Annotated in this window: 21 protein-coding genes; all 21 read left to right on the forward strand. The window is 39.9% G+C overall.

Going from position 1 to position 17,736, the window contains the following annotated elements:
- Window positions 1-15 precede the first annotated feature (15 nt).
- The 21 genes from xerC to K7887_RS09680 all read left to right on the forward strand — a co-directional run bounded on the left by xerC (window position 16) and on the right by K7887_RS09680 (window position 17,730).
- On the forward strand, window positions 16-924 hold the full coding sequence (xerC, locus tag K7887_RS09580; RefSeq protein ID WP_223493316.1) for a tyrosine recombinase XerC: 909 nt from the start codon (window positions 16-18) through the stop codon (window positions 922-924).
- A 22-nt stretch (window positions 925-946) separates the two neighbouring features.
- Entirely contained in the window at window positions 947-1,489 is a 543-nt protein-coding gene (gene hslV, locus K7887_RS09585) for an ATP-dependent protease subunit HslV (protein WP_010193398.1), read from the forward strand.
- Window positions 1,490-1,506: 17 nt separating this feature from the next.
- The gene (gene hslU, locus K7887_RS09590; protein ID WP_223493317.1) at window positions 1,507-2,907 is read left to right on the forward strand and encodes an ATP-dependent protease ATPase subunit HslU; all 1,401 of its coding nucleotides are present in this window, start codon (window positions 1,507-1,509) and stop codon (window positions 2,905-2,907) included.
- Between the two features lie 26 nt (window positions 2,908-2,933).
- The gene (gene codY / locus K7887_RS09595; RefSeq protein WP_223493318.1) at window positions 2,934-3,713 is read left to right on the forward strand and encodes a GTP-sensing pleiotropic transcriptional regulator CodY; all 780 of its coding nucleotides are present in this window, start codon (window positions 2,934-2,936) and stop codon (window positions 3,711-3,713) included.
- Between the two features lie 258 nt (window positions 3,714-3,971).
- Window positions 3,972-4,361 (forward strand): flagellar basal body rod protein FlgB, encoded by a 390-nt coding sequence (flgB, locus tag K7887_RS09600; protein ID WP_223493319.1) that lies wholly within the window; start codon window positions 3,972-3,974, stop codon window positions 4,359-4,361.
- Window positions 4,361-4,807 carry a flagellar basal body rod protein FlgC gene (flgC, locus tag K7887_RS09605; RefSeq protein WP_223493320.1) on the forward strand — a complete coding sequence of 149 codons (447 nt, stop codon included), beginning with the start codon at window positions 4,361-4,363 and terminating at the stop codon, window positions 4,805-4,807. The genes flgB and flgC overlap by 1 nt, the downstream gene beginning before the upstream one ends.
- 45 nt (window positions 4,808-4,852) lie before the next feature.
- Window positions 4,853-5,119 (forward strand): flagellar hook-basal body complex protein FliE, encoded by a 267-nt coding sequence (fliE, locus tag K7887_RS09610; RefSeq protein WP_392396809.1) that lies wholly within the window; start codon window positions 4,853-4,855, stop codon window positions 5,117-5,119.
- Between the two features lie 150 nt (window positions 5,120-5,269).
- Window positions 5,270-6,859: a flagellar basal-body MS-ring/collar protein FliF gene (gene fliF / locus K7887_RS09615; protein ID WP_223493321.1), complete on the forward strand. Its 1,590-nt coding sequence runs from the start codon at window positions 5,270-5,272 to the stop codon at window positions 6,857-6,859.
- A gap of 18 nt (window positions 6,860-6,877) precedes the next feature.
- Entirely contained in the window at window positions 6,878-7,897 is a 1,020-nt protein-coding gene (fliG, locus tag K7887_RS09620) for a flagellar motor switch protein FliG (RefSeq protein WP_223493322.1), read from the forward strand.
- Entirely contained in the window at window positions 7,890-8,660 is a 771-nt protein-coding gene (fliH, locus tag K7887_RS09625) for a flagellar assembly protein FliH (protein ID WP_223493323.1), read from the forward strand. Before fliG ends, fliH begins: the two co-directional genes overlap by 8 nt.
- 2 nt (window positions 8,661-8,662) lie before the next feature.
- Window positions 8,663-9,976 (forward strand): flagellar protein export ATPase FliI, encoded by a 1,314-nt coding sequence (fliI, locus tag K7887_RS09630; protein WP_399209557.1) that lies wholly within the window; start codon window positions 8,663-8,665, stop codon window positions 9,974-9,976.
- Between the two features lie 9 nt (window positions 9,977-9,985).
- A complete protein-coding gene (fliJ, locus tag K7887_RS09635) occupies window positions 9,986-10,435 on the forward strand; it encodes a flagellar export protein FliJ (protein WP_223493324.1) in 450 nt (149 codons plus the stop codon).
- 7 nt (window positions 10,436-10,442) lie between these two features.
- Window positions 10,443-11,018 (forward strand): MotE family protein, encoded by a 576-nt coding sequence (locus tag K7887_RS09640; RefSeq protein ID WP_223493325.1) that lies wholly within the window; start codon window positions 10,443-10,445, stop codon window positions 11,016-11,018.
- A 14-nt stretch (window positions 11,019-11,032) separates the two neighbouring features.
- Window positions 11,033-12,241 carry a flagellar hook-length control protein FliK gene (locus K7887_RS09645; RefSeq protein WP_223493326.1) on the forward strand — a complete coding sequence of 403 codons (1,209 nt, stop codon included), beginning with the start codon at window positions 11,033-11,035 and terminating at the stop codon, window positions 12,239-12,241.
- Window positions 12,238-12,891: a flagellar hook assembly protein FlgD gene (flgD, locus tag K7887_RS09650; RefSeq protein ID WP_223493327.1), complete on the forward strand. Its 654-nt coding sequence runs from the start codon at window positions 12,238-12,240 to the stop codon at window positions 12,889-12,891. Before K7887_RS09645 ends, flgD begins: the two co-directional genes overlap by 4 nt.
- Window positions 12,892-12,931: 40 nt before the next feature.
- Window positions 12,932-14,413 (forward strand): flagellar hook-basal body complex protein, encoded by a 1,482-nt coding sequence (locus K7887_RS09655; protein ID WP_223493328.1) that lies wholly within the window; start codon window positions 12,932-12,934, stop codon window positions 14,411-14,413.
- A 40-nt stretch (window positions 14,414-14,453) separates the two neighbouring features.
- The gene (locus K7887_RS09660; RefSeq protein ID WP_223493329.1) at window positions 14,454-14,672 is read left to right on the forward strand and encodes a flagellar FlbD family protein; all 219 of its coding nucleotides are present in this window, start codon (window positions 14,454-14,456) and stop codon (window positions 14,670-14,672) included.
- The gene (fliL, locus tag K7887_RS09665) at window positions 14,659-15,090 is read left to right on the forward strand and encodes a flagellar basal body-associated protein FliL (RefSeq protein ID WP_223493330.1); all 432 of its coding nucleotides are present in this window, start codon (window positions 14,659-14,661) and stop codon (window positions 15,088-15,090) included. The genes K7887_RS09660 and fliL overlap by 14 nt, the downstream gene beginning before the upstream one ends.
- A 38-nt stretch (window positions 15,091-15,128) precedes the next feature.
- Window positions 15,129-16,127, forward strand: coding sequence for a flagellar motor switch protein FliM (gene fliM / locus K7887_RS09670; RefSeq protein ID WP_010193371.1), 999 nt, complete (start codon window positions 15,129-15,131; stop codon window positions 16,125-16,127).
- On the forward strand, window positions 16,117-17,349 hold the full coding sequence (gene fliY / locus K7887_RS09675; RefSeq protein ID WP_223493331.1) for a flagellar motor switch phosphatase FliY: 1,233 nt from the start codon (window positions 16,117-16,119) through the stop codon (window positions 17,347-17,349). The genes fliM and fliY overlap by 11 nt, the downstream gene beginning before the upstream one ends.
- A gap of 18 nt (window positions 17,350-17,367) precedes the next feature.
- Window positions 17,368-17,730: a response regulator gene (locus K7887_RS09680; protein WP_010193369.1), complete on the forward strand. Its 363-nt coding sequence runs from the start codon at window positions 17,368-17,370 to the stop codon at window positions 17,728-17,730.
- Window positions 17,731-17,736: the final 6 nt, after the last annotated feature.

Here is a 17,736-nt window from a genome sequence, read left to right on the forward strand (position 1 = left end):
TGTGAGGTGATAAATATGCAAAATGTTAACGTTCCATTAATTTCTTTTCTAGAATATTTACAAATTGAAAAAAATTACTCAAAATATACTATTGTATTTTATCAGAAGGATATTGAAGATTTTTTTGATTTTATGAAAGAGGAAGCCATTTCAAGCATTAATGAAGTCACTCATACAGAAGCACGTATGTATTTAACCAGGCTGCATCAAAAGAAATACGCACGAAAATCGGTTGCAAGAAAAACATCAAGCTTACGCAGCTTCTATAAGTTTCTACTGCGGGAGGAAAAAGTGGAGCAAAACCCTTTTACCAGTGTTTCCTTGCCAAAACAGGAAAAGCGACTTCCACAGTTCCTCTACAGTGAAGAGCTTGATAAGTTGTTTGCTGTATCAGATCTGGAAACACCATTAGGTCAGAGGAATCAAGCCATTTTGGAATTGCTCTATGCAACTGGCATCCGAATTAGTGAATGTTGTCACATTCAAATACAAGATATTGACTTTCAAGTCGGTACCATCCTTGTCACTGGAAAAGGGAATAAACAGCGTTATATCCCGTTTGGAAGTTTTGCACAAGATGCAATAAAGACCTATTTGGAAGACGGCCGCAAGTCACTGCTTGAAAAGCAAAAAACACCTAATTCCACCAAGCATCTTTTTCTTAATTTCCGTGGAGGTGCTCTAACCCCACGCGGTGTAAGGCTAATACTTAATGACATGGTACAACAGGCATGTTCAACCTTACATATTAGTCCACATATGCTCAGGCATACTTTTGCCACGCATATGTTAAATGAAGGAGCAGACCTTCGTGTTGTGCAAGAATTGCTCGGACATGCCAGTTTATCATCCACCCAAATCTATACACATGTGACAAAAGAACATTTACAAAAGACGTATAATCAATTTCATCCTCGTGCATGAGGAACGAATGGAGGATCTTTTCATGTCATCATTTCATGCTACCACGATATTTGCAGTCCAACATAAAGGACAATGCGCAATGTCTGGTGACGGTCAGGTTACCTTTGGAAACGCAGTTGTCATGAAGCATACAGCACGAAAAGTGCGCAAGCTTTTTAACGGAAGGATCCTTGCAGGTTTTGCCGGATCTGTGGCAGATGCATTTACCTTGTTCGAGATGTTTGAGGCAAAGCTTGAGGAATATAACGGCAATATCCAACGCTCAGCAGTTGAGCTTGCCAAAGAATGGCGTAGCGATAAAGTGTTGAGAAAGTTGGAAGCCATGTTGATTGTAATGGATGAGTCGAGCATGTTGTTAGTTTCCGGAACGGGTGAAGTCATTGAACCTGATGACGGAATACTTGCGATTGGTTCAGGCGGGAACTATGCACTTTCTGCAGGCCGTGCTTTAAAACGATATGCCGGTGAGCATATGACAGCACGTGAGATAGCAAAGGCCTCCTTGGAAACTGCAGGAGAAATTTGCGTGTACACTAATGACAATATCATTGTAGAAGAACTATAGAAAAGGCGGTTGTGGACATGAGTACAAAATTGACCCCTAGGCAAATAGTAGATATGCTCGATCAATATATTGTAGGTCAAACAAATGCGAAAAAGGCTGTTGCGGTTGCACTGAGAAACAGATATAGAAGAAGTCTCCTCAAAGGCAGTCTTCGTGATGAAGTAGTCCCTAAAAACATCCTGATGATCGGTCCGACTGGTGTCGGAAAAACTGAAATAGCCCGCAGAATTGCCAAACTTGTAGGTGCACCATTTATCAAAGTAGAAGCAACGAAGTTTACAGAAGTTGGCTATGTAGGCCGTGATGTTGAATCGATGGTACGTGATTTGGTGGAAACATCCGTCCGTCTTGTAAAAGAAGAAAAGATGGCGAGTGTGAAAGAAAAAGCCTTGGAAAATGCAAACAAACGCTTGGTGGAACTTCTTGTTCCCGGCAAGCAAAAAAACGCGTCCTATAAAAATCCGCTTGAAATGTTTTTTGGAGGAAATGCTAACTCCAATGACACGGATGAGCAGGAAAAGCAAGAAGAAGTATCTATCAAAGAACAAAGAAGAAGAATGGCCCATCAACTTGCCTTGGGAGAACTCGAAGACCGTTATGTAACGGTGGAAGTGGAAGAACAGCAAGGGTCCATGTTTGACATGTTGCAAGGCTCGGGTATGGAACAAATGGGCATGAACATGCAAGATGCCCTAAGCAATCTTATGCCAAAGAAAAAAAAGAAAAGAAAGCTGACTGTCCGTGAGGCAAGACCAGTACTTGCACATGAAGAAGCGCAAAAACTGATTGATATGGATGAAGTGACACAAGAAGCTGTAAATCGGGCAGAACAAAATGGAATCATCTTCATAGATGAAATCGATAAAATCGCTAAAAAGAACAGCGGTTCTTCTGCAGATGTATCCCGTGAAGGAGTTCAGCGTGATATACTCCCTATCGTGGAAGGATCAACGGTCGTAACAAAATACGGCCAAGTAAAGACAGATCACGTTCTATTCATTTCGGCAGGTGCCTTCCATATCGCCAAGCCGTCTGATCTCATACCGGAATTGCAAGGTCGTTTTCCGATTCGTGTGGAATTGACCAAACTTTCAATAGATGACTTTGTAAGAATTTTAGTGGAACCAGATAATGCATTACTTAAACAATATACGGCATTATTGGAAACGGAAGGTATAAAAGTCGAATTTTCTGACGATGCTATTCGTAAACTAGCTGAAGTAGCGTTTCAGGTGAACCAGGATACCGATAATATCGGTGCTCGACGTCTTCACACTATTCTAGAAAAGCTGTTGGAGGACCTGTCATTTGAAGCACCTGATATCAATTTAGAGAAAATCGTCATCACACCAAAATATGTGGACGAAAAACTAGGTAATATCGTAAAAAATAAAGATTTAAGCCAATTTATCTTATAGAAGTAGATTTTTAGGAGGAAATAAAAATGCCATTATTACAAAAAACAAGAACAATCAATGCCATGCTGCAAAGAGCAGCAGGAAAACCAGTTAACTTTAAGGAAATGTCGGAAACACTTTGCAATGTTATTGAAGCAAATGTTTTCGTATTATCCCGCCGTGGAAAGCTGTTAGGCTATTCCATCAACCAACAGATTGAAAACGAGCGTATGATCAAAATGCTTGAAGATCGTCAATTCCCTGAAGAATATACAAAGAACCTGTTCAATATCTCTGAAACATCCTCTAACCTGGATGTGGATAGTGAATATACAGCTTTCCCTGTTGAGAACAAGGAATTGTTCAAATCAGGTTTAACGACAATCGTTCCTATTATCGGTGGGGGAGAGCGTCTTGGAACACTGATTCTTGCTCGTCTTCAAGAGCCATTCTCTGATGATGATTTAATCTTGGCTGAGTACGGTGCGACAGTTGTAGGTATGGAGATTCTTCGTGAAAAAGCAGAAGAAATTGAAGAAGAAGCAAGAAGCAAGGCTGTTGTTCAAATGGCAATCAGCTCCCTTTCTTACAGTGAGCTTGAAGCGATCGAGCATATCTTCGAAGAGCTTGATGGAAAAGAAGGTCTTCTTGTTGCAAGTAAAATTGCCGACAGAGTGGGAATCACTCGTTCTGTAATTGTTAACGCACTAAGAAAATTAGAAAGTGCCGGTGTTATCGAATCCCGTTCCCTGGGTATGAAAGGTACTTACATTAAAGTGCTTAACGACAAGTTCCTAATGGAGCTTTCTAAACTAAAATCACATTAATGATAAATATAAAAATGGGTCTGACTCTTATCTGCAAAACGCAGAAGAGTCAGACCCTTTTTATTTATGTTGTTAGAGACTTTCTTATCCTAAAATAGTAATAGGTCTTTGTGCCCAAACAAGAAAATGAGTCAAATTGACGATTTTTTTTAACAATTGACACATAGACATATCGGTTACCTTAATTTACAATAAAAGCATACATATTTCGACAAAAATATATAATTCGTAACAAAAGATATATTTATGGGGGTACTAATGAAGATTTTTTCGACATCAATCCAAGCATTGGAAAAAGGTATACAGTATTCAGGTGCAAAACATAAAGCAATTTCGCATAATATCGCAAACGTTGATACACCAAACTTTAAACGAAAAGAAATAAAGCCAACATTTGGTGAGACTTACCAAAGGGCACTTGAAGCCAATAAAACAGATAACAGACATAGAGAATTTTCCGGAAGCTCGAATAAAGCTTTTAAAATGGATAACACATCTTATTCCTACTCACATAATGGCAATAATGTCGACATAGATAAAGAAATGTCAGATTTGGCTGAAAATCAAATATATTATTACACATTGATTGATCAAATGAGCGGGAAGTTCCAATCCCTTCAAAACGTCATTAAAGGAGGGAGAGCATAATGTCCATGTTTAAAAGCATGAACATCTCGAGCTCAGCCCTTACCGCACAGAGGCTCAGAATGGATGTTATATCATCAAATATGGCAAACGTCGACTCAACCCGCGGGGAATACCGTAACGGGCAGTGGGAACCGTACAGAAGGAAGCTGGTAGAAACCGCTCCAAAGGAAAACAGTTTCCAATCCTATTTACAAAAAGCCTCTGGAAATGGTTTTGGAAGTGGAGTGAAGGTAACAAGGATCAAAGAAGATGATGCTCCTTTCCGGTTAATGTTCGACCCAGAGCACCCGGACGCAAATGAAGATGGATATGTTCAGCTGCCGAATGTCGATCCTTTAAAAGAAATGGTCGACCTTATGAGTGCATCTAGGTCGTATGAAGCGAATGTGACAGTATTTAATGCTTCAAAAGGTATTATGATGAAAACGCTAGAGCTTGGTAAATAAGTGGAGGTCATATAGATGATTACTAAAATAGCTAATTCTAATCAGATGTTTCAGAATCTAAATAGTGTTCAGAAAACAAGTGGGGATGTGCATCAACAATTTTCCACCTATTTAAAAGATGCTCTGAACGAAGTGAACAATGCACAAGTTGCATCAAATCAAATTACTACTAAGTTAGTCAATAATGAGGGAGTAGAGCTTCATGACGTACTGATTGCTCAGCAAAAAGCAAGTGTAGCCATGTCGCTTACGATGGAAGTGAGAAACAAAGGCGTCGAAGCATATCAGGAAATTATGAGAATGCAAGTCTAGCCTAATAGGTAAAGGGTTAAGTAAATCCGCTCCACTTGATACATAAATAACTTTTGTCACTCAAGCGTGACTGTGATCTTACAGATAGAAAAAATGCGGTTATTTACTGCATAACTTTGCTGCAAGATAATAACCGGGGGAATTGACGTAATGAAAGAGAGATTACAAGACATAAAGACAAAAACTTTTTCCTTTTGGACTAATAGAACGAAAGCTCAAAAGACAGCAATGCTCAGTACAGTGATCGTATCTATTTTTGCAATAGCTGCGATGGTGTACTTTCTAACCAAGACAGACATGGCTCCTCTATACAAAGATTTGACCGTACAAGAAACAGGTCAAATTAAGGAAGTGTTAGATGGAAGAGGGATCCAATCACAGATTACAAATAACGGTACCGCTATCTTGGTTCCTCAACAATCGGTAGATTCATTGAAAGTGGAATTGGCTGCAGAGGGCCTTCCGAAAAGTGGAAGCATCGATTATGGTTTTTTTGGAGAAAGATCAGGATTTGGAATGACAGATAATGAGTTCCGAATAATGAAACTGGATGCCATGCAAACAGAACTTGCAAATCTGGTTAAAAGTATTGAAGGTGTGAAAGATGCTCAGGTCATGCTCAGTCTTCCTGAAGAAGGGGTGTTTGTAAGAGAATCGACACAAGAGGCATCAGCTTCCATCGTCATAGAAAACGATCCTGGGTATCAGTTTGACCAGAATCATGTTAATGCGTTGTATCATCTTGTATCAAAGAGTATTCCTAACTTAGCTACAGATAATATCGTCATAATGAACCAAAACTTTGAGTATTTTGATTTGAAAAATAACCAAAATTCCGGAAATACCTTTAATGCAACCACGCAACTAGAGCTGAAGAAGGAAATTGAAAGAGACATCCAAAGACAAGTCCAGCAGATGTTAGGAATGATGATGGGCTACAACAAAGTAATAGTTTCCGTAACCACTGACATTGATTTCACTCAGGAAGCAAGAGAAGAGAATACCGTAACACCAGTTGATCCTGAAAATATGGAAGGGATCGCAGTAAGCGTTGAACGAATTACTGAGAGTTATACAGGTAGTGAAGATGTTGCAGGTGGAGTTCCGGGGACTGGAGAAGCAGATATTCCCGCTTATGTAGCCGGAGGAGGAACTGGCAGTGGTGACTATGAAAGAATGGAAGAAAGAATTAATAATGAAGTTAATAGAATCAGATCTGAAATTGTAGAAAGTCCTTATAAAGTAAGAGATTTAGGCATCCAAGTTATGGTCGAGCCACCTGTCGCTGATGATCCGTTATCAATGCAGGAAAATACGATTGATGATATTAGACAAATATTAAGTACGATTGTCCGTACAACCATTGATAAAAATATGTTAGGGGAAGACCCTGAACTAGCTAACATTGATGAGAAAATCGTTGTTTCCGTTCAAGAGTTCAATGGAAAAGTGGAAATGGAAGAATCAACTGAATCTGCTATTCCAACATGGGTATATATCGCTGCTGGAATCCTTTTAGCTGTCATCCTCTTGTTATTGTTCCTACTATTCAAACGTAGTGGAAAAGAGGAAGAGGAAGAAGTAATGGTTACAGAAGAGGAAACCGTTCAATTCCAAGTGCCTGATATAAACAATGAAAAAGAGTCAGAAAGTTCAGCTCGTCGTAAACAACTAGAAAAAATGGCAAAAGAAAAGCCGGACGAATTTGCGAAACTTTTACGTTCATGGTTGTCGGAATAGAAGGGAAGGGAGACGAATATGGCAAAAGCAACGCAGGCAAAATCCTTTTCAAATAAGCAAAAGGCAGCCATCTTATTGATCTCGCTTGGTCCGGATGTTTCGGCTTCCGTTTACAAGCACTTATCAGAAGAAGAAATCGAGAAATTAACACTTGAAATCAGTGGCGTTCGTACAGTCGATTCTCATATCAAGGAGGATATTCTGGAGGAGTTTCACCAGATCGCCCTTGCTCAAGATTATATCTCTCAAGGCGGAATTGGATACGCCAAAACCGTTTTAGAGAAAGCTTTGGGGAAAGACCAGGCAACAGCCATAATCACTAGGCTTACCTCTTCATTGCAAGTTAAGCCATTTGACTTTGCAAGAAAAGCGGATGCTTCACAAATTCTAAATTTTATTCAAAACGAACACCCACAAACGATTGCACTTGTCTTATCCTACTTGGAACCGACCAAGTCCGGTCAAATATTATCAGAGTTACCGCAAGAATTACAGGCGGATATTGCAAAGAGGATTGCAGTCATGGACAGTACCTCACCTGAGATCATTAATGAGGTAGAGCAAATCCTGGAACGAAAGCTTTCTACTACCGTTACTCGGGATTATACAAACACAGGCGGAATAGATTCTGTGGTCGAAGTGTTAAATCAGGTGGACAGAAGTACAGAAAGAACCATCCTTGACTCCTTGGAAATTCAAGACCCGGAATTGGCAGAAGAAATCAAGAAACGCATGTTTGTATTTGAAGACATTGTGACGCTCGATAATATGGCAATTCAGCGAGTGATTCGTGACGTGGAAAATGAAGATATGATGCTTGCACTGAAGGTTGCGAGTGAAGAGGTCAAAGAGATTGTATTTAAGAATATGTCTAAACGAATGGTAGAAACCATGAAAGACGATATGGAATACATGGGCCCTGTTCGCTTGAAGGATGTGGAAGAGTCTCAATCTAGAATCGTAGGAATCATTAGAAAGCTTGAAGAAGCAGGAGAAATTGTCATTGCTCGTGGCGGAGGAGATGACATCATTGTCTAAGTTAATAAAATCTTTTTCTCTAAAAGAAGGATATTCAGAATCTATTTCTATAAAAGTTGCTCCCATTTTCAACAAGAAACAAACGGATGCGAAAAAAGAAACAGTACTTGGTCATAGTATAGAATCCATTAATCATGCCATTGAAAAGGCAAATCGTGAGGCCGCCGATATTATAGAACGAGCATCCTTAGAAAGACAAAAAGCTGCAAAGGCGATTGAGGAAGATAAGAAAGCCTGGGAGTCAGAGAAAGAGTCTTGGATGAAAAATGCATATGATGAAGGTCATCATCAAGGATATCAAGCAGGTGAAAAGCAGGCGCAAGCATCATATGAAGAGAAACTTAACGAAGCTAACCAAATGATTGAGCTTGCCAAATTACATTATAATGAAAAACTTGACAGTTCAGTGGAGTCCATCGTCCTGCTTAGTGTAAAAGTGGCGGAAAAGATTATTGGGTCTTCCTTGGATTCAGATCCTTCTACTTTTACGCAGTTGGTTCAAACAGCTCTTAAAGAAGTAAAAGAAAAAGAAGAAATAAAAATTTATGTAAGTCCTAATCAATACCCAACTCTTATGATGAATAAACAGGTTTTGCAAAATATCATCAATAGCCAGTTTGAACTTATTATCTATCCTGACGGGGAGTTAGAAGACAACGGCTGCTGGATTGATTCAACTGCAGGCAGAATCGATGTTTCTATAGATACTCAATTGAAGGAAATGAAAGAACATCTTTTACAACTTGTAAGAGCGGAGTTGTAACCATGTTGACAATTGAACAATTACTGCAAGAAATTGACACAATGAATCCGTACAGACGCTATGGAAAAGTAAAAAGGGTTATAGGACTTATGATTGAGTCTAAGGGGCCAGAAAGCTCCATCGGGGATGTATGCAATATCATCATTAATAAAAAGAAAAAAAGAATCGTACAAGCAGAGGTTGTCGGCTTCAGAGATGATCACGTTATCTTAATGCCATTTACAGATATCCAGGATATTGGACCAGGTTGTATGGTGGAGGCGACAAATAACCCTTTAGAAATTAGAATCGGTGAAGAGTTAAGGGGTAAGGTACTTGATGCATTGGGCAAACCGCTGGATCAAGAGGAGGAATTACCTGTCGGCTTAGGTAAGTACCCTACAGACCAAGCACCACCAAATCCTATGACGCGACCATCTATTGCAGAAGAGTTGGAAGTGGGAGTGAAAGTCATTGACGGCCTGCTTACAGTTGGCAAAGGGCAGAGGGTCGGAATCTTTGCAGGTAGCGGAGTCGGGAAAAGTACACTTCTTGGGATGATTGCACGAAACACCCATGCAGATATTAATGTGATAGCACTTATAGGTGAACGAGGCAGAGAGGTTCGAGATTTCTTGGAACGTGACCTTGGTCCTGAAGGATTAAAACGATCCATCGTTATTGTTGCAACATCCGATCAACCGGCTCTAATGCGGATAAAAGGGGCATATACAGCAACGGCGATTTCGGAGTATTTCCGAGATATGGGCTATAATGTCATGCTCATGATGGATTCAGTGACAAGGGTGGCAATGGCGCAAAGAGAGGTTGGCTTGGCAGTGGGAGAACCGCCAACGACCAAAGGGTATACTCCTAGCGTATTTTCCATGCTCCCTAAGTTGTTGGAAAGAACCGGCACTAACCAACATGGGTCCATCACTGCCTTCTATACAGTGCTAGTGGATGGGGATGACATGAATGAGCCAATAGCTGATACAGTTCGCGGGATACTTGACGGTCATTTTGTTTTAGATAGAGATCTTGCAAATAAAGGGCAATACCCGGCAATTAACGTGTTAAAAAGTGTCAGTCGAGTCATGAACCATATCGTTGATACTGAACATAAAAGAGCTGCGGAATCCTTGAGGGAAAAGCTTTCGAAATATTACCAAGCAGAAGACCTTATCAACATTGGGGCTTATAAGCGCGGAAGCTCCAGAGAAATTGATGATGCCATTCAATCCTACCCGGCCATCATAAACTATTTAAAACAAGAAGTAGATGATAGCTGGAAGTTTGCTGATACAAAGAAAGAACTAACAAACTTAATGAAGTAGGTGGTAGGCATGACTGTTAGAAGAGGCCGTTTAGAAAAGCTGTTGGTGGTGAAAAAAGCCGAAAAAGATCAGGCAAGTTCAGAGTATCAAACGGCAATTTCACAGTTTGAAACAGAAGGCCAAACCTTATATGAATTATTAAAGAAGAAAGAGCAATTAGATGAAGTTTTGCAAGTTAGTCTCCAAAATGGAATACCAATAGAAACACTTAAACAGCAGCAATTTTTCATGGGGAACTTGGAAAAAAACTTGCTTCACCAACAAAAAAAAGTAAGCCATGCGAGAGCGTTCATGAATTTGAAAGAAGAAAAACTAAAAGAACAATCGGTTGAATGTAAAAAATATGAAGTGTTGGATAACAAAGAAAAACTTTATTGGAAGCAGAATGATCTTAAAGTGGAGGCAACATTTATAGACGAACTCTCCATTCTTCAATATTCGCAACACACGAATAGGTGAATAAAAAATGAAAAAAGAAAAACAAACAGAAGAAGTAGAAGAAAAATATACATTCTTGCAAAAGCTTTTGTACTTGTTTATCATTCCGCTTCTTTTCACTCTTGTCATTGTACTGGGCTATCTGACGTATGAAGGGAAAAATGTATTTGAAGTTGCCCAATCTTTTCTCCCTGCCAACGAAGAAATGATTACAAATGAAGAAAAAAAAGAGGAAGAAGATGAAGCGTCATCTTCCAAACAAAATGAGAGTACAAATTCACAAGAAATCATTCTTTTAGAAAGGCAAGTTAGTGAAAAGGAAAGGGAGATCACTAAGCTTGTTGCAAGTCTAGAAGAGGCGAATAGTAAAATAGAAGATTTAGAGAAACAACAACAAGAAATAAAATCCTCAACCAAAGAGTTGGCCAAGCTATATGAAGGAATGTCCACCAAAAAGGCTGCTCAAATCATGATGGAATTGGATGAAGAGATGGCACTCCTGATCTTAAATGAATTAAGCACTTCCAAAACTGCTTCAATATTAGGACAGATAGAGCCAGAACAGGCAGCTAGATTTACGGAACTACTAGCCGATAATGAATAGGTTTTTAGAAAGGAATGAAAGAAGTGAACTTTTTTGTAACAGGTGAAGCTTCTGCTTCCGTCGGTACAAGCAAGAAAATGTCTTTAGACGGAGTGAAAAAGTCAGAGCAACTAACCGAAAATGAGTCGGGCAGTTTCCGTTCTATCTTGTCTGAAAGTCTCCTTTCTGCCATGTTGTCACTTTCTCAGCCTAATAGTGAGATGGCAGAAGAAGAAAATGTTGCGGTGGAGAAATTAATGGAAGAATTCGATGACATCATGACATTGCAGCTTACCATGCTTAATGAACTTCAAGAATGGCAAAACATGCAGACAGATTCATCTGACAATAAAGAGCTCCCAGAAGAATACTTCCATTTATTAGAGGATGTGATGGCGATGATATCCCTCCTCTCAAACCTAGACGGCAACATGCAAGGGAAGGTCGATAAGCAGTTGATACAACCATTCACTCAGCTATCAGAAAGAGTGATGATGTTTATGAAAAGTTATATTACGACAGTGGATGAAAAGGTAGATTTGCAACAACCAACGACAAAAGAACAGTCAAACATTAAAGATCTTTTAAAGGCTATAGATATCAAGATTGGAAAGGTAGAACAGTTAGTAAGAGCAACGCAACTTCCCAATCAATCATCAACATCTGATTCGCCTTCAACAAAAACCGCTTTTGTGCCAAATAATGAAACGTTTCTACAAAACGGTCCCGTTACGATGAATTTGTTGCAACAACCAAAACAAACGACGATTCAATGGGTAGTGGATACTACTACAAATGAGGTTGCGCGAGAACAATTGATGCAAAAGCTTGAAGGTATCCTGTCTAAAACAACTACAAGGCTAGTTAACGGTAATCAGTCCATGACCATCAGGTTGGCTCCCGATCATCTTGGAACATTACATATAAAATTGCAGGAAACGCAAAACGGCTTAGTCACTAAACTTGTTGTCCATTCCAAGTCCGCTGCATCGCTTCTTGAAAGCGGTATTGCCAATTTGAAACAGACTCTTGCTCAGGCGAATGCGAATGTGGATAAGATTGAAATTGTGTTTTTAGATCAAGAGCAAAAGTTCACACAACAGCATAAAGGAACAAATGAAGAAAATGCTCAAGCAAAGCAATCCTTTAAGCAGGACAAGCAACAAGACGATTCAGATCAATCTTTTGAAGATGTCCTTTTAGAAGAGTTAGAAATAATAATCCCTGAAGGTGAGAGAACATGACAAATACAATTTCATCTGATCTTTACATTCAGAACCGTCCGGTGGAATCATCTAATCAGAACAATGTGATGGGAAAGGACGACTTTCTGCGTCTCCTAATTGCCCAATTACAAAATCAGGATCCATTAAATCCGATGGAAGACAGAGAATTCATTGCCCAAATGGCAAATTTCTCTTCTCTTGAACAAATGGCGAACTTGAATAAGAGCATGGAAGGATTTATAGACACCCAGAATAAAATGAACGTACTCTCCCTGCAACAGTATCTAGGCTCAGAACTTACGTGGCAACACACGTATATGGTGGAAGACGAACCATTTGTCGAAATGAAGAACGGCACGGTCACAAGTATCTCCATGCAAGATGGAAAGGCGAGACTTATCATGGACGATGGAAGTGACATCACTGTAGAGCAAATTACAAAGGTGAATCAGTCTGGAGAGATTTCTCAAGGTGGAAATGCCTCCCTACTATCAGCAAGTCACCTTATTGGAAAGAAAGTTTCCATCACTTTAGGGGAAGAATCCTTTGAAAACGTCTTGGTTAACTCCGTACTTACCAAGGATGGAAAAATTCATCTCACAGTTACAGATGAACGCCTGTCAGATAAAAAGATACCGTTAGAAGCCATCCGCCAAATTACACAATAAATAGTGGTAGAACAGAAAGCAAAATAAGGGGGAAAAAAGAATGTTACGTTCCATGTATTCAAGTATCGGAGCACTAAGAAACTTTCAAACTAAATTAGATGTGATTGGTAACAATATTGCAAATGTCAATACGTATGGTTTTAAAAAAGGAAGAGCGACTTTTCAAGAGATGATGGTCCAACAACTGTCAGGTGCAAGCGGACCAGCAGCAGGTAAAGGTGGAGTTAATGCGAAGCAAATCGGTCTAGGATCTATGATTAGTTCGATTGATACCATCCAAACTCAAGGGTCTCTGCAAACTACTGCAAGACCACTTGATTTAGCCTTATCCGGAGATGGATTCTTCGCAGTAGCCTCCATTGCAGATGTTACAAGAGTGAATGTTGATAGTGACACCAACTATGGTGATAACAAGATATTAGGTGGTGCCATTAATAATGCGGTAGCCATGAACTACACAAGATCAGGTAACTTCTACCTTGATAATAACGGATACATCGTGAACTCAAATGGAATGTACATGATTGGAGAAACAGGGGAAAAGAGAATTCCAAATGACCAAATCATGGAAGCGTCCAACGCTGCCTTGAATTCTGGTGAAATATTCTTCGATGAATACAGAGACTTCAGAAATGACACCAACAAATTCCTTGACCTTGCCATGAAGTTCTTGGAGGCTCAACGGACTTTTGAGGATGCTGAGAAAGCAAATCTGGAATCAGGCGGAAATGATCCTCAACTTGCGGCAGCTGCGACAGCAGCAGAAACAGCAAGGAATAATGCAGCAACCCAATTTAATGATTTCAATACAGATATTTATGTGAATCAAAGAACGGCATTCACGACTTCAGCCCAAAACATGAACAACGGCATTGATAGTTTTATAGGTGAAACTGGTGAAATAGCTTACAGAATGATTGACCCTGTTGTCCAGGCCCCTACTATCCCGATACCTAACGGAGCAACAGCCAATGTCAACGACCTTTCAAATCTCGTAAGCTATGCTCAATCTGTAAAGACAAGCCTAGACACAGCATTTAAAACTTTCGAAAACTTCATCGCCAAAGCTGAAATGGTCCAACAACCTACATGGACAGATTCGTTAAGCGGCAGTCCTGGTCTAATTCAGATTCCGCCTAACGCAAGAAGCTTCAGTATCTCAGGTGATGGTAAAGTGAACTTTATCGATCAATTTGGGGAGTTAAAAGTTGCTGGGCAGTTAATGTTAGCAAAGTTCCCGAATGATGCTGGTCTAGAAAGAATTGGAGAAAATTTATTCCAGCAATCCAACAACTCAGGGACAATGGATAAAAACGGAGATGGTATTCAACTCGAGGAGATGTTCAGACCTGGTGACGACGGCGCTGCATCTATTATTTCCGGCACACTCGAAATGTCCAATGTGGACTTATCTGAGGAATTTACGGAGATGATCACGGCTCAAAGAGGGTTCCAAGCGAACACGAGAATCATCACGACATCAGATGAAATTCTTCAAGAGCTTGTCAATCTGAAGCGATAAAGGGGGAAGGGCTGAGTTGAAATAACTTAGCCCGACTGAAATGATAAAGCTAACAAAGCTCAATGGAAGGCCTTTTGCGCTCAATGTTTGGTTGATTGAGCAGGTAGAGGAAACACCTGATACGATGATTACCTTAAATAATGGTAAAAAGGTGTTAGTCAAAGAAAGAATGGAAGAAGTGGTCCTGCATTGCAAAGAGTTCTTCGCTCATATGCATCATGGAACACATTTGGAGGGTAAAAAAGATGTTTGGCAATAAGTTACTTAATATCATGATCATTATCCTTCTTGGAATATCACTTATAGGAGTAATCGCATTGGTTACTGTGGATAAATTCTATGCGGATGAATCAACTGATGAGCCCACCATTGATGAAATCATAAAATACTCCGTTGATTTTGATGAAATGACAACGAACCTGCAAAGCGGGGGCTATGTACGTTTAAAGATGAAAGTCCAAACAGATAGTAAAAAAGCGACGGAAGAACTATTGAAAAGAGATTTCCAGGTTCAAAACATCGTGATACACCAAATTGCCAGCAAGACTGCTTCTGATTTTGAAGGTGGAAAAGGTCTGACGCAACTTGAAGAGGAAATTCAACAAAAAATCAATGAAGTGATGCAGGACGGAGAAATCGTGAAAGTCTATACAACCTCCTTTCTTCTTCAAAATTAATCACCCAAGAGATCCATGTAAATTAGGAGGTGGTGGATATGTCGACAGAAGTGATGTCACAAAGTGAAATCGATGCGCTTCTTTCTGCCCTATCGACAGGGGAAATGAACGCCGAGGAGCTAAAGAAGGAAAATCAGGAGAAAAAAGTTAAAGTTTATGACTTTAAAAGGGCGCTTCGGTTTTCCAAAGATCAAATCAGAAATTTAACAAGAATACATGAAAACTTTGCTAGATTGTTAACGACCTATTTTTCTGCTCAACTGCGTACCTACATACAAATCAGTGTTGCATCTGTAGATCAACTGCCATATGAAGAATTCATTCGTTCGATACCTAAAATGACCATTCTGAATGTATTTGAAGTGGCACCGCTTGAAGGAAGGGTAGTTCTTGAAATAAACCCAACGATTGCGTATGCAATGCTTGACAGGCAACTTGGAGGCAAGGGAACGGGCGTTAATAAAGTGGACAGCTTAACAGAAATAGAAACAAAGCTTATGACAACGCTTTTTGAGGGAGCCATTGAGAATTTCGGCGAAGCATGGGATACGATAGCGGACATTCAACCGTTTCTTTCAGATTTAGAAGTGAACCCGCAGTTTCTTCAATTAGTTTCTCCGAATGAAACAGTAATAGTCATTTCCATGAATATTACCATTGGGGAAGTAACAGGGATGATCAATATATGTATTCCGCATGTGGTTTTAGAACCGGTCATTCCAAAATTATCTGCTCACTATTGGATGGAAGAGAAAAACAAAGTGAGGCAGGATCATGAGATAGCAACTCTTGAAAAAGCAATCCGGGCAACTGCATTAACGGTTACGACTGAATTGGGGCACTCAGAAATATCTTTTTCAGATCTGTTGAATATAACGATTGGCGATGTCCTTCCATTACAACAGAAAATAGATGAGCCCATAATTGTCAAAGTGGATAATAAACCTAGTTTTTATGGACAGGTCGGTCAGGTAAAGAAAAATATGGCCGTACAGATTTTAGAAAAAATCAAGGAGGGATACGAGGATGATGAGTGATGGAATGTTATCTCAAGACGAGATAGATGCGTTGCTTCGAGGTACAGATAACAACAATGAAGAACCCCTCTTTGTTGATCTTAATATTGAAGAATATCTATCTACAATGGAGCAGGATGCGCTTGGCGAAATTGGCAATATATCGTTTGGCAGTTCCGCAACCGCTTTATCCACTTTATTGAATCAAAAAGTTCAAATTACAACACCAAAGGTCACTTTGGTAGAGAAAAGCAGGCTGGAAAGTGAATTTCCAGATCCTTATGTAGCAATAAGAGTGAGTTACACAGAAGGTTTTTCTGGTTCTAACATACTAGTAGTCGAACAAAAGGATGCTGCCATCATTGCAAATCTGATGCTTGGAGGAACAGGGGAAAGCCCTCAAAGTGAATTTGATGAAATTCACCTGAGTGCCGTCCATGAAGCAATGAATCAGATGATGGGTTCTGCCGCTACCTCGATGTCGACTGTGTTCGCAAAAAAGATTGATATTTCACCACCTTCTGTTATGTTAATCGATTTTAAAGCAGGAGATGGAACGGTGGAAATGCCGGAAGATGAACTACTGATCAAGGTGGCATTTTCCATTAAAATCGGAAAATTGATTGACTCATCCATCATGCAAATACTTCCCTATCCCTTTGCAAAGAAATTAGTGGAGGAGCTTCTGCACCGCGATGATGAAACCAGTCAAGCTTCAGAAGTTATCCAAGAAACAGAAACACCAACAAGTCAAGTAAGTGAACCTTCCTATGAACAACGGAATCAAGCACAAACGGCTTCCACTGCAGATTATTATCATAGGGAAGAAGAGCGTTCGATGACAGAAACTCCAATAAGAGAACATGCTTATGCAGGCGGGCATGAAAGGCCTAGCAATCCTGCACCAAGACCGCAGCAAGCAGTTAATGTGCAACCTGCAGTGTTCTCAAGTTTTGAGACAACAACGGTGGAAGAATCTGAACCTAATAACTTAAATATGCTCTTGGATATACCTCTTCAGGTTACGGTGGAACTAGGAAGAACGAAGCGTTCTGTCAAAGACATCCTTGAATTGTCAACGGGCTCCATTATTGAACTGGATAAGCTTGCAGGGGAACCGGTGGATATTCTTGTCAATAATAAACTTATCGCTCAAGGTGAAGTGGTAGTGATAGATGAGAGTTTTGGAGTAAGAGTAACAGATATTGTAAGTCAAACAGATAGAATCAGAAAACTTCGATAGATCCTAGGAGGAAATAACATGAGTAAAAGAATTTTAATTGTTGATGACGCGGCATTTATGAGAATGATGATAAAGGATATCCTGACGAAAAACGGCTATGACGTTGTTGGTGAAGCAGCGGATGGCGTGCAAGCGGTGGAAAAATACAAAGAACACCACCCAGATCTAGTTACAATGGATATCACCATGCCTGAAATGGACGGAATCACTGCCCTTAAAGAAATCAAAGCGATCAATCCGAATGCAAAAGTCATCATGTGTTCTGCAATGGGGCAGCAAGCAATGGTTATTGATGCAATCCAGGCGGGTGCGAAAGACTTCATCGTAAAACCTTTCCAGGCGGATCGAGTGATTGAAGCTATCCACAAAACTCTTTCATAGAGGTGT

This window comes from Sutcliffiella horikoshii, from assembly GCF_019931755.1.
GTDB classification, from domain to species: domain Bacteria; phylum Bacillota; class Bacilli; order Bacillales; family Bacillaceae_I; genus Sutcliffiella_A; species Sutcliffiella_A horikoshii_E.

Bases quoted from the DNA above. Each gene is read 5' to 3' on its own strand.
- K7887_RS09645 (WP_223493326.1), top strand. From the start codon at position 11,033: ATGAAAGAAGTGAACTTTTTTGTAACAGGTGAAGCTTCTGCTTCCGTC.
- K7887_RS09680 (WP_010193369.1), top strand. From the start codon at position 17,368: ATGAGTAAAAGAATTTTAATTGTTGATGACGCGGCATTTATGAGAATG.
- hslV (WP_010193398.1), top strand. From the start codon at position 947: ATGTCATCATTTCATGCTACCACGATATTTGCAGTCCAACATAAAGGA.
- fliG (WP_223493322.1), top strand. From the start codon at position 6,878: ATGGCAAAAGCAACGCAGGCAAAATCCTTTTCAAATAAGCAAAAGGCA.
- hslU (WP_223493317.1), top strand. From the start codon at position 1,507: ATGAGTACAAAATTGACCCCTAGGCAAATAGTAGATATGCTCGATCAA.
- fliJ (WP_223493324.1), top strand. From the start codon at position 9,986: ATGACTGTTAGAAGAGGCCGTTTAGAAAAGCTGTTGGTGGTGAAAAAA.
- fliL (WP_223493330.1), top strand. From the start codon at position 14,659: ATGTTTGGCAATAAGTTACTTAATATCATGATCATTATCCTTCTTGGA.
- K7887_RS09655 (WP_223493328.1), top strand. From the start codon at position 12,932: ATGTTACGTTCCATGTATTCAAGTATCGGAGCACTAAGAAACTTTCAA.
- flgD (WP_223493327.1), top strand. From the start codon at position 12,238: ATGACAAATACAATTTCATCTGATCTTTACATTCAGAACCGTCCGGTG.
- xerC (WP_223493316.1), top strand. From the start codon at position 16: ATGCAAAATGTTAACGTTCCATTAATTTCTTTTCTAGAATATTTACAA.
- codY (WP_223493318.1), top strand. From the start codon at position 2,934: ATGCCATTATTACAAAAAACAAGAACAATCAATGCCATGCTGCAAAGA.
- flgC (WP_223493320.1), top strand. From the start codon at position 4,361: ATGTCCATGTTTAAAAGCATGAACATCTCGAGCTCAGCCCTTACCGCA.
- fliM (WP_010193371.1), top strand. From the start codon at position 15,129: ATGTCGACAGAAGTGATGTCACAAAGTGAAATCGATGCGCTTCTTTCT.
- flgB (WP_223493319.1), top strand. From the start codon at position 3,972: ATGAAGATTTTTTCGACATCAATCCAAGCATTGGAAAAAGGTATACAG.
- K7887_RS09640 (WP_223493325.1), top strand. From the start codon at position 10,443: ATGAAAAAAGAAAAACAAACAGAAGAAGTAGAAGAAAAATATACATTC.
- fliI (WP_399209557.1), top strand. From the start codon at position 8,663: ATGTTGACAATTGAACAATTACTGCAAGAAATTGACACAATGAATCCG.
- K7887_RS09660 (WP_223493329.1), top strand. From the start codon at position 14,454: ATGATAAAGCTAACAAAGCTCAATGGAAGGCCTTTTGCGCTCAATGTT.
- fliF (WP_223493321.1), top strand. From the start codon at position 5,270: ATGAAAGAGAGATTACAAGACATAAAGACAAAAACTTTTTCCTTTTGG.
- fliE (WP_392396809.1), top strand. From the start codon at position 4,853: ATGTTTCAGAATCTAAATAGTGTTCAGAAAACAAGTGGGGATGTGCAT.
- fliY (WP_223493331.1), top strand. From the start codon at position 16,117: ATGATGAGTGATGGAATGTTATCTCAAGACGAGATAGATGCGTTGCTT.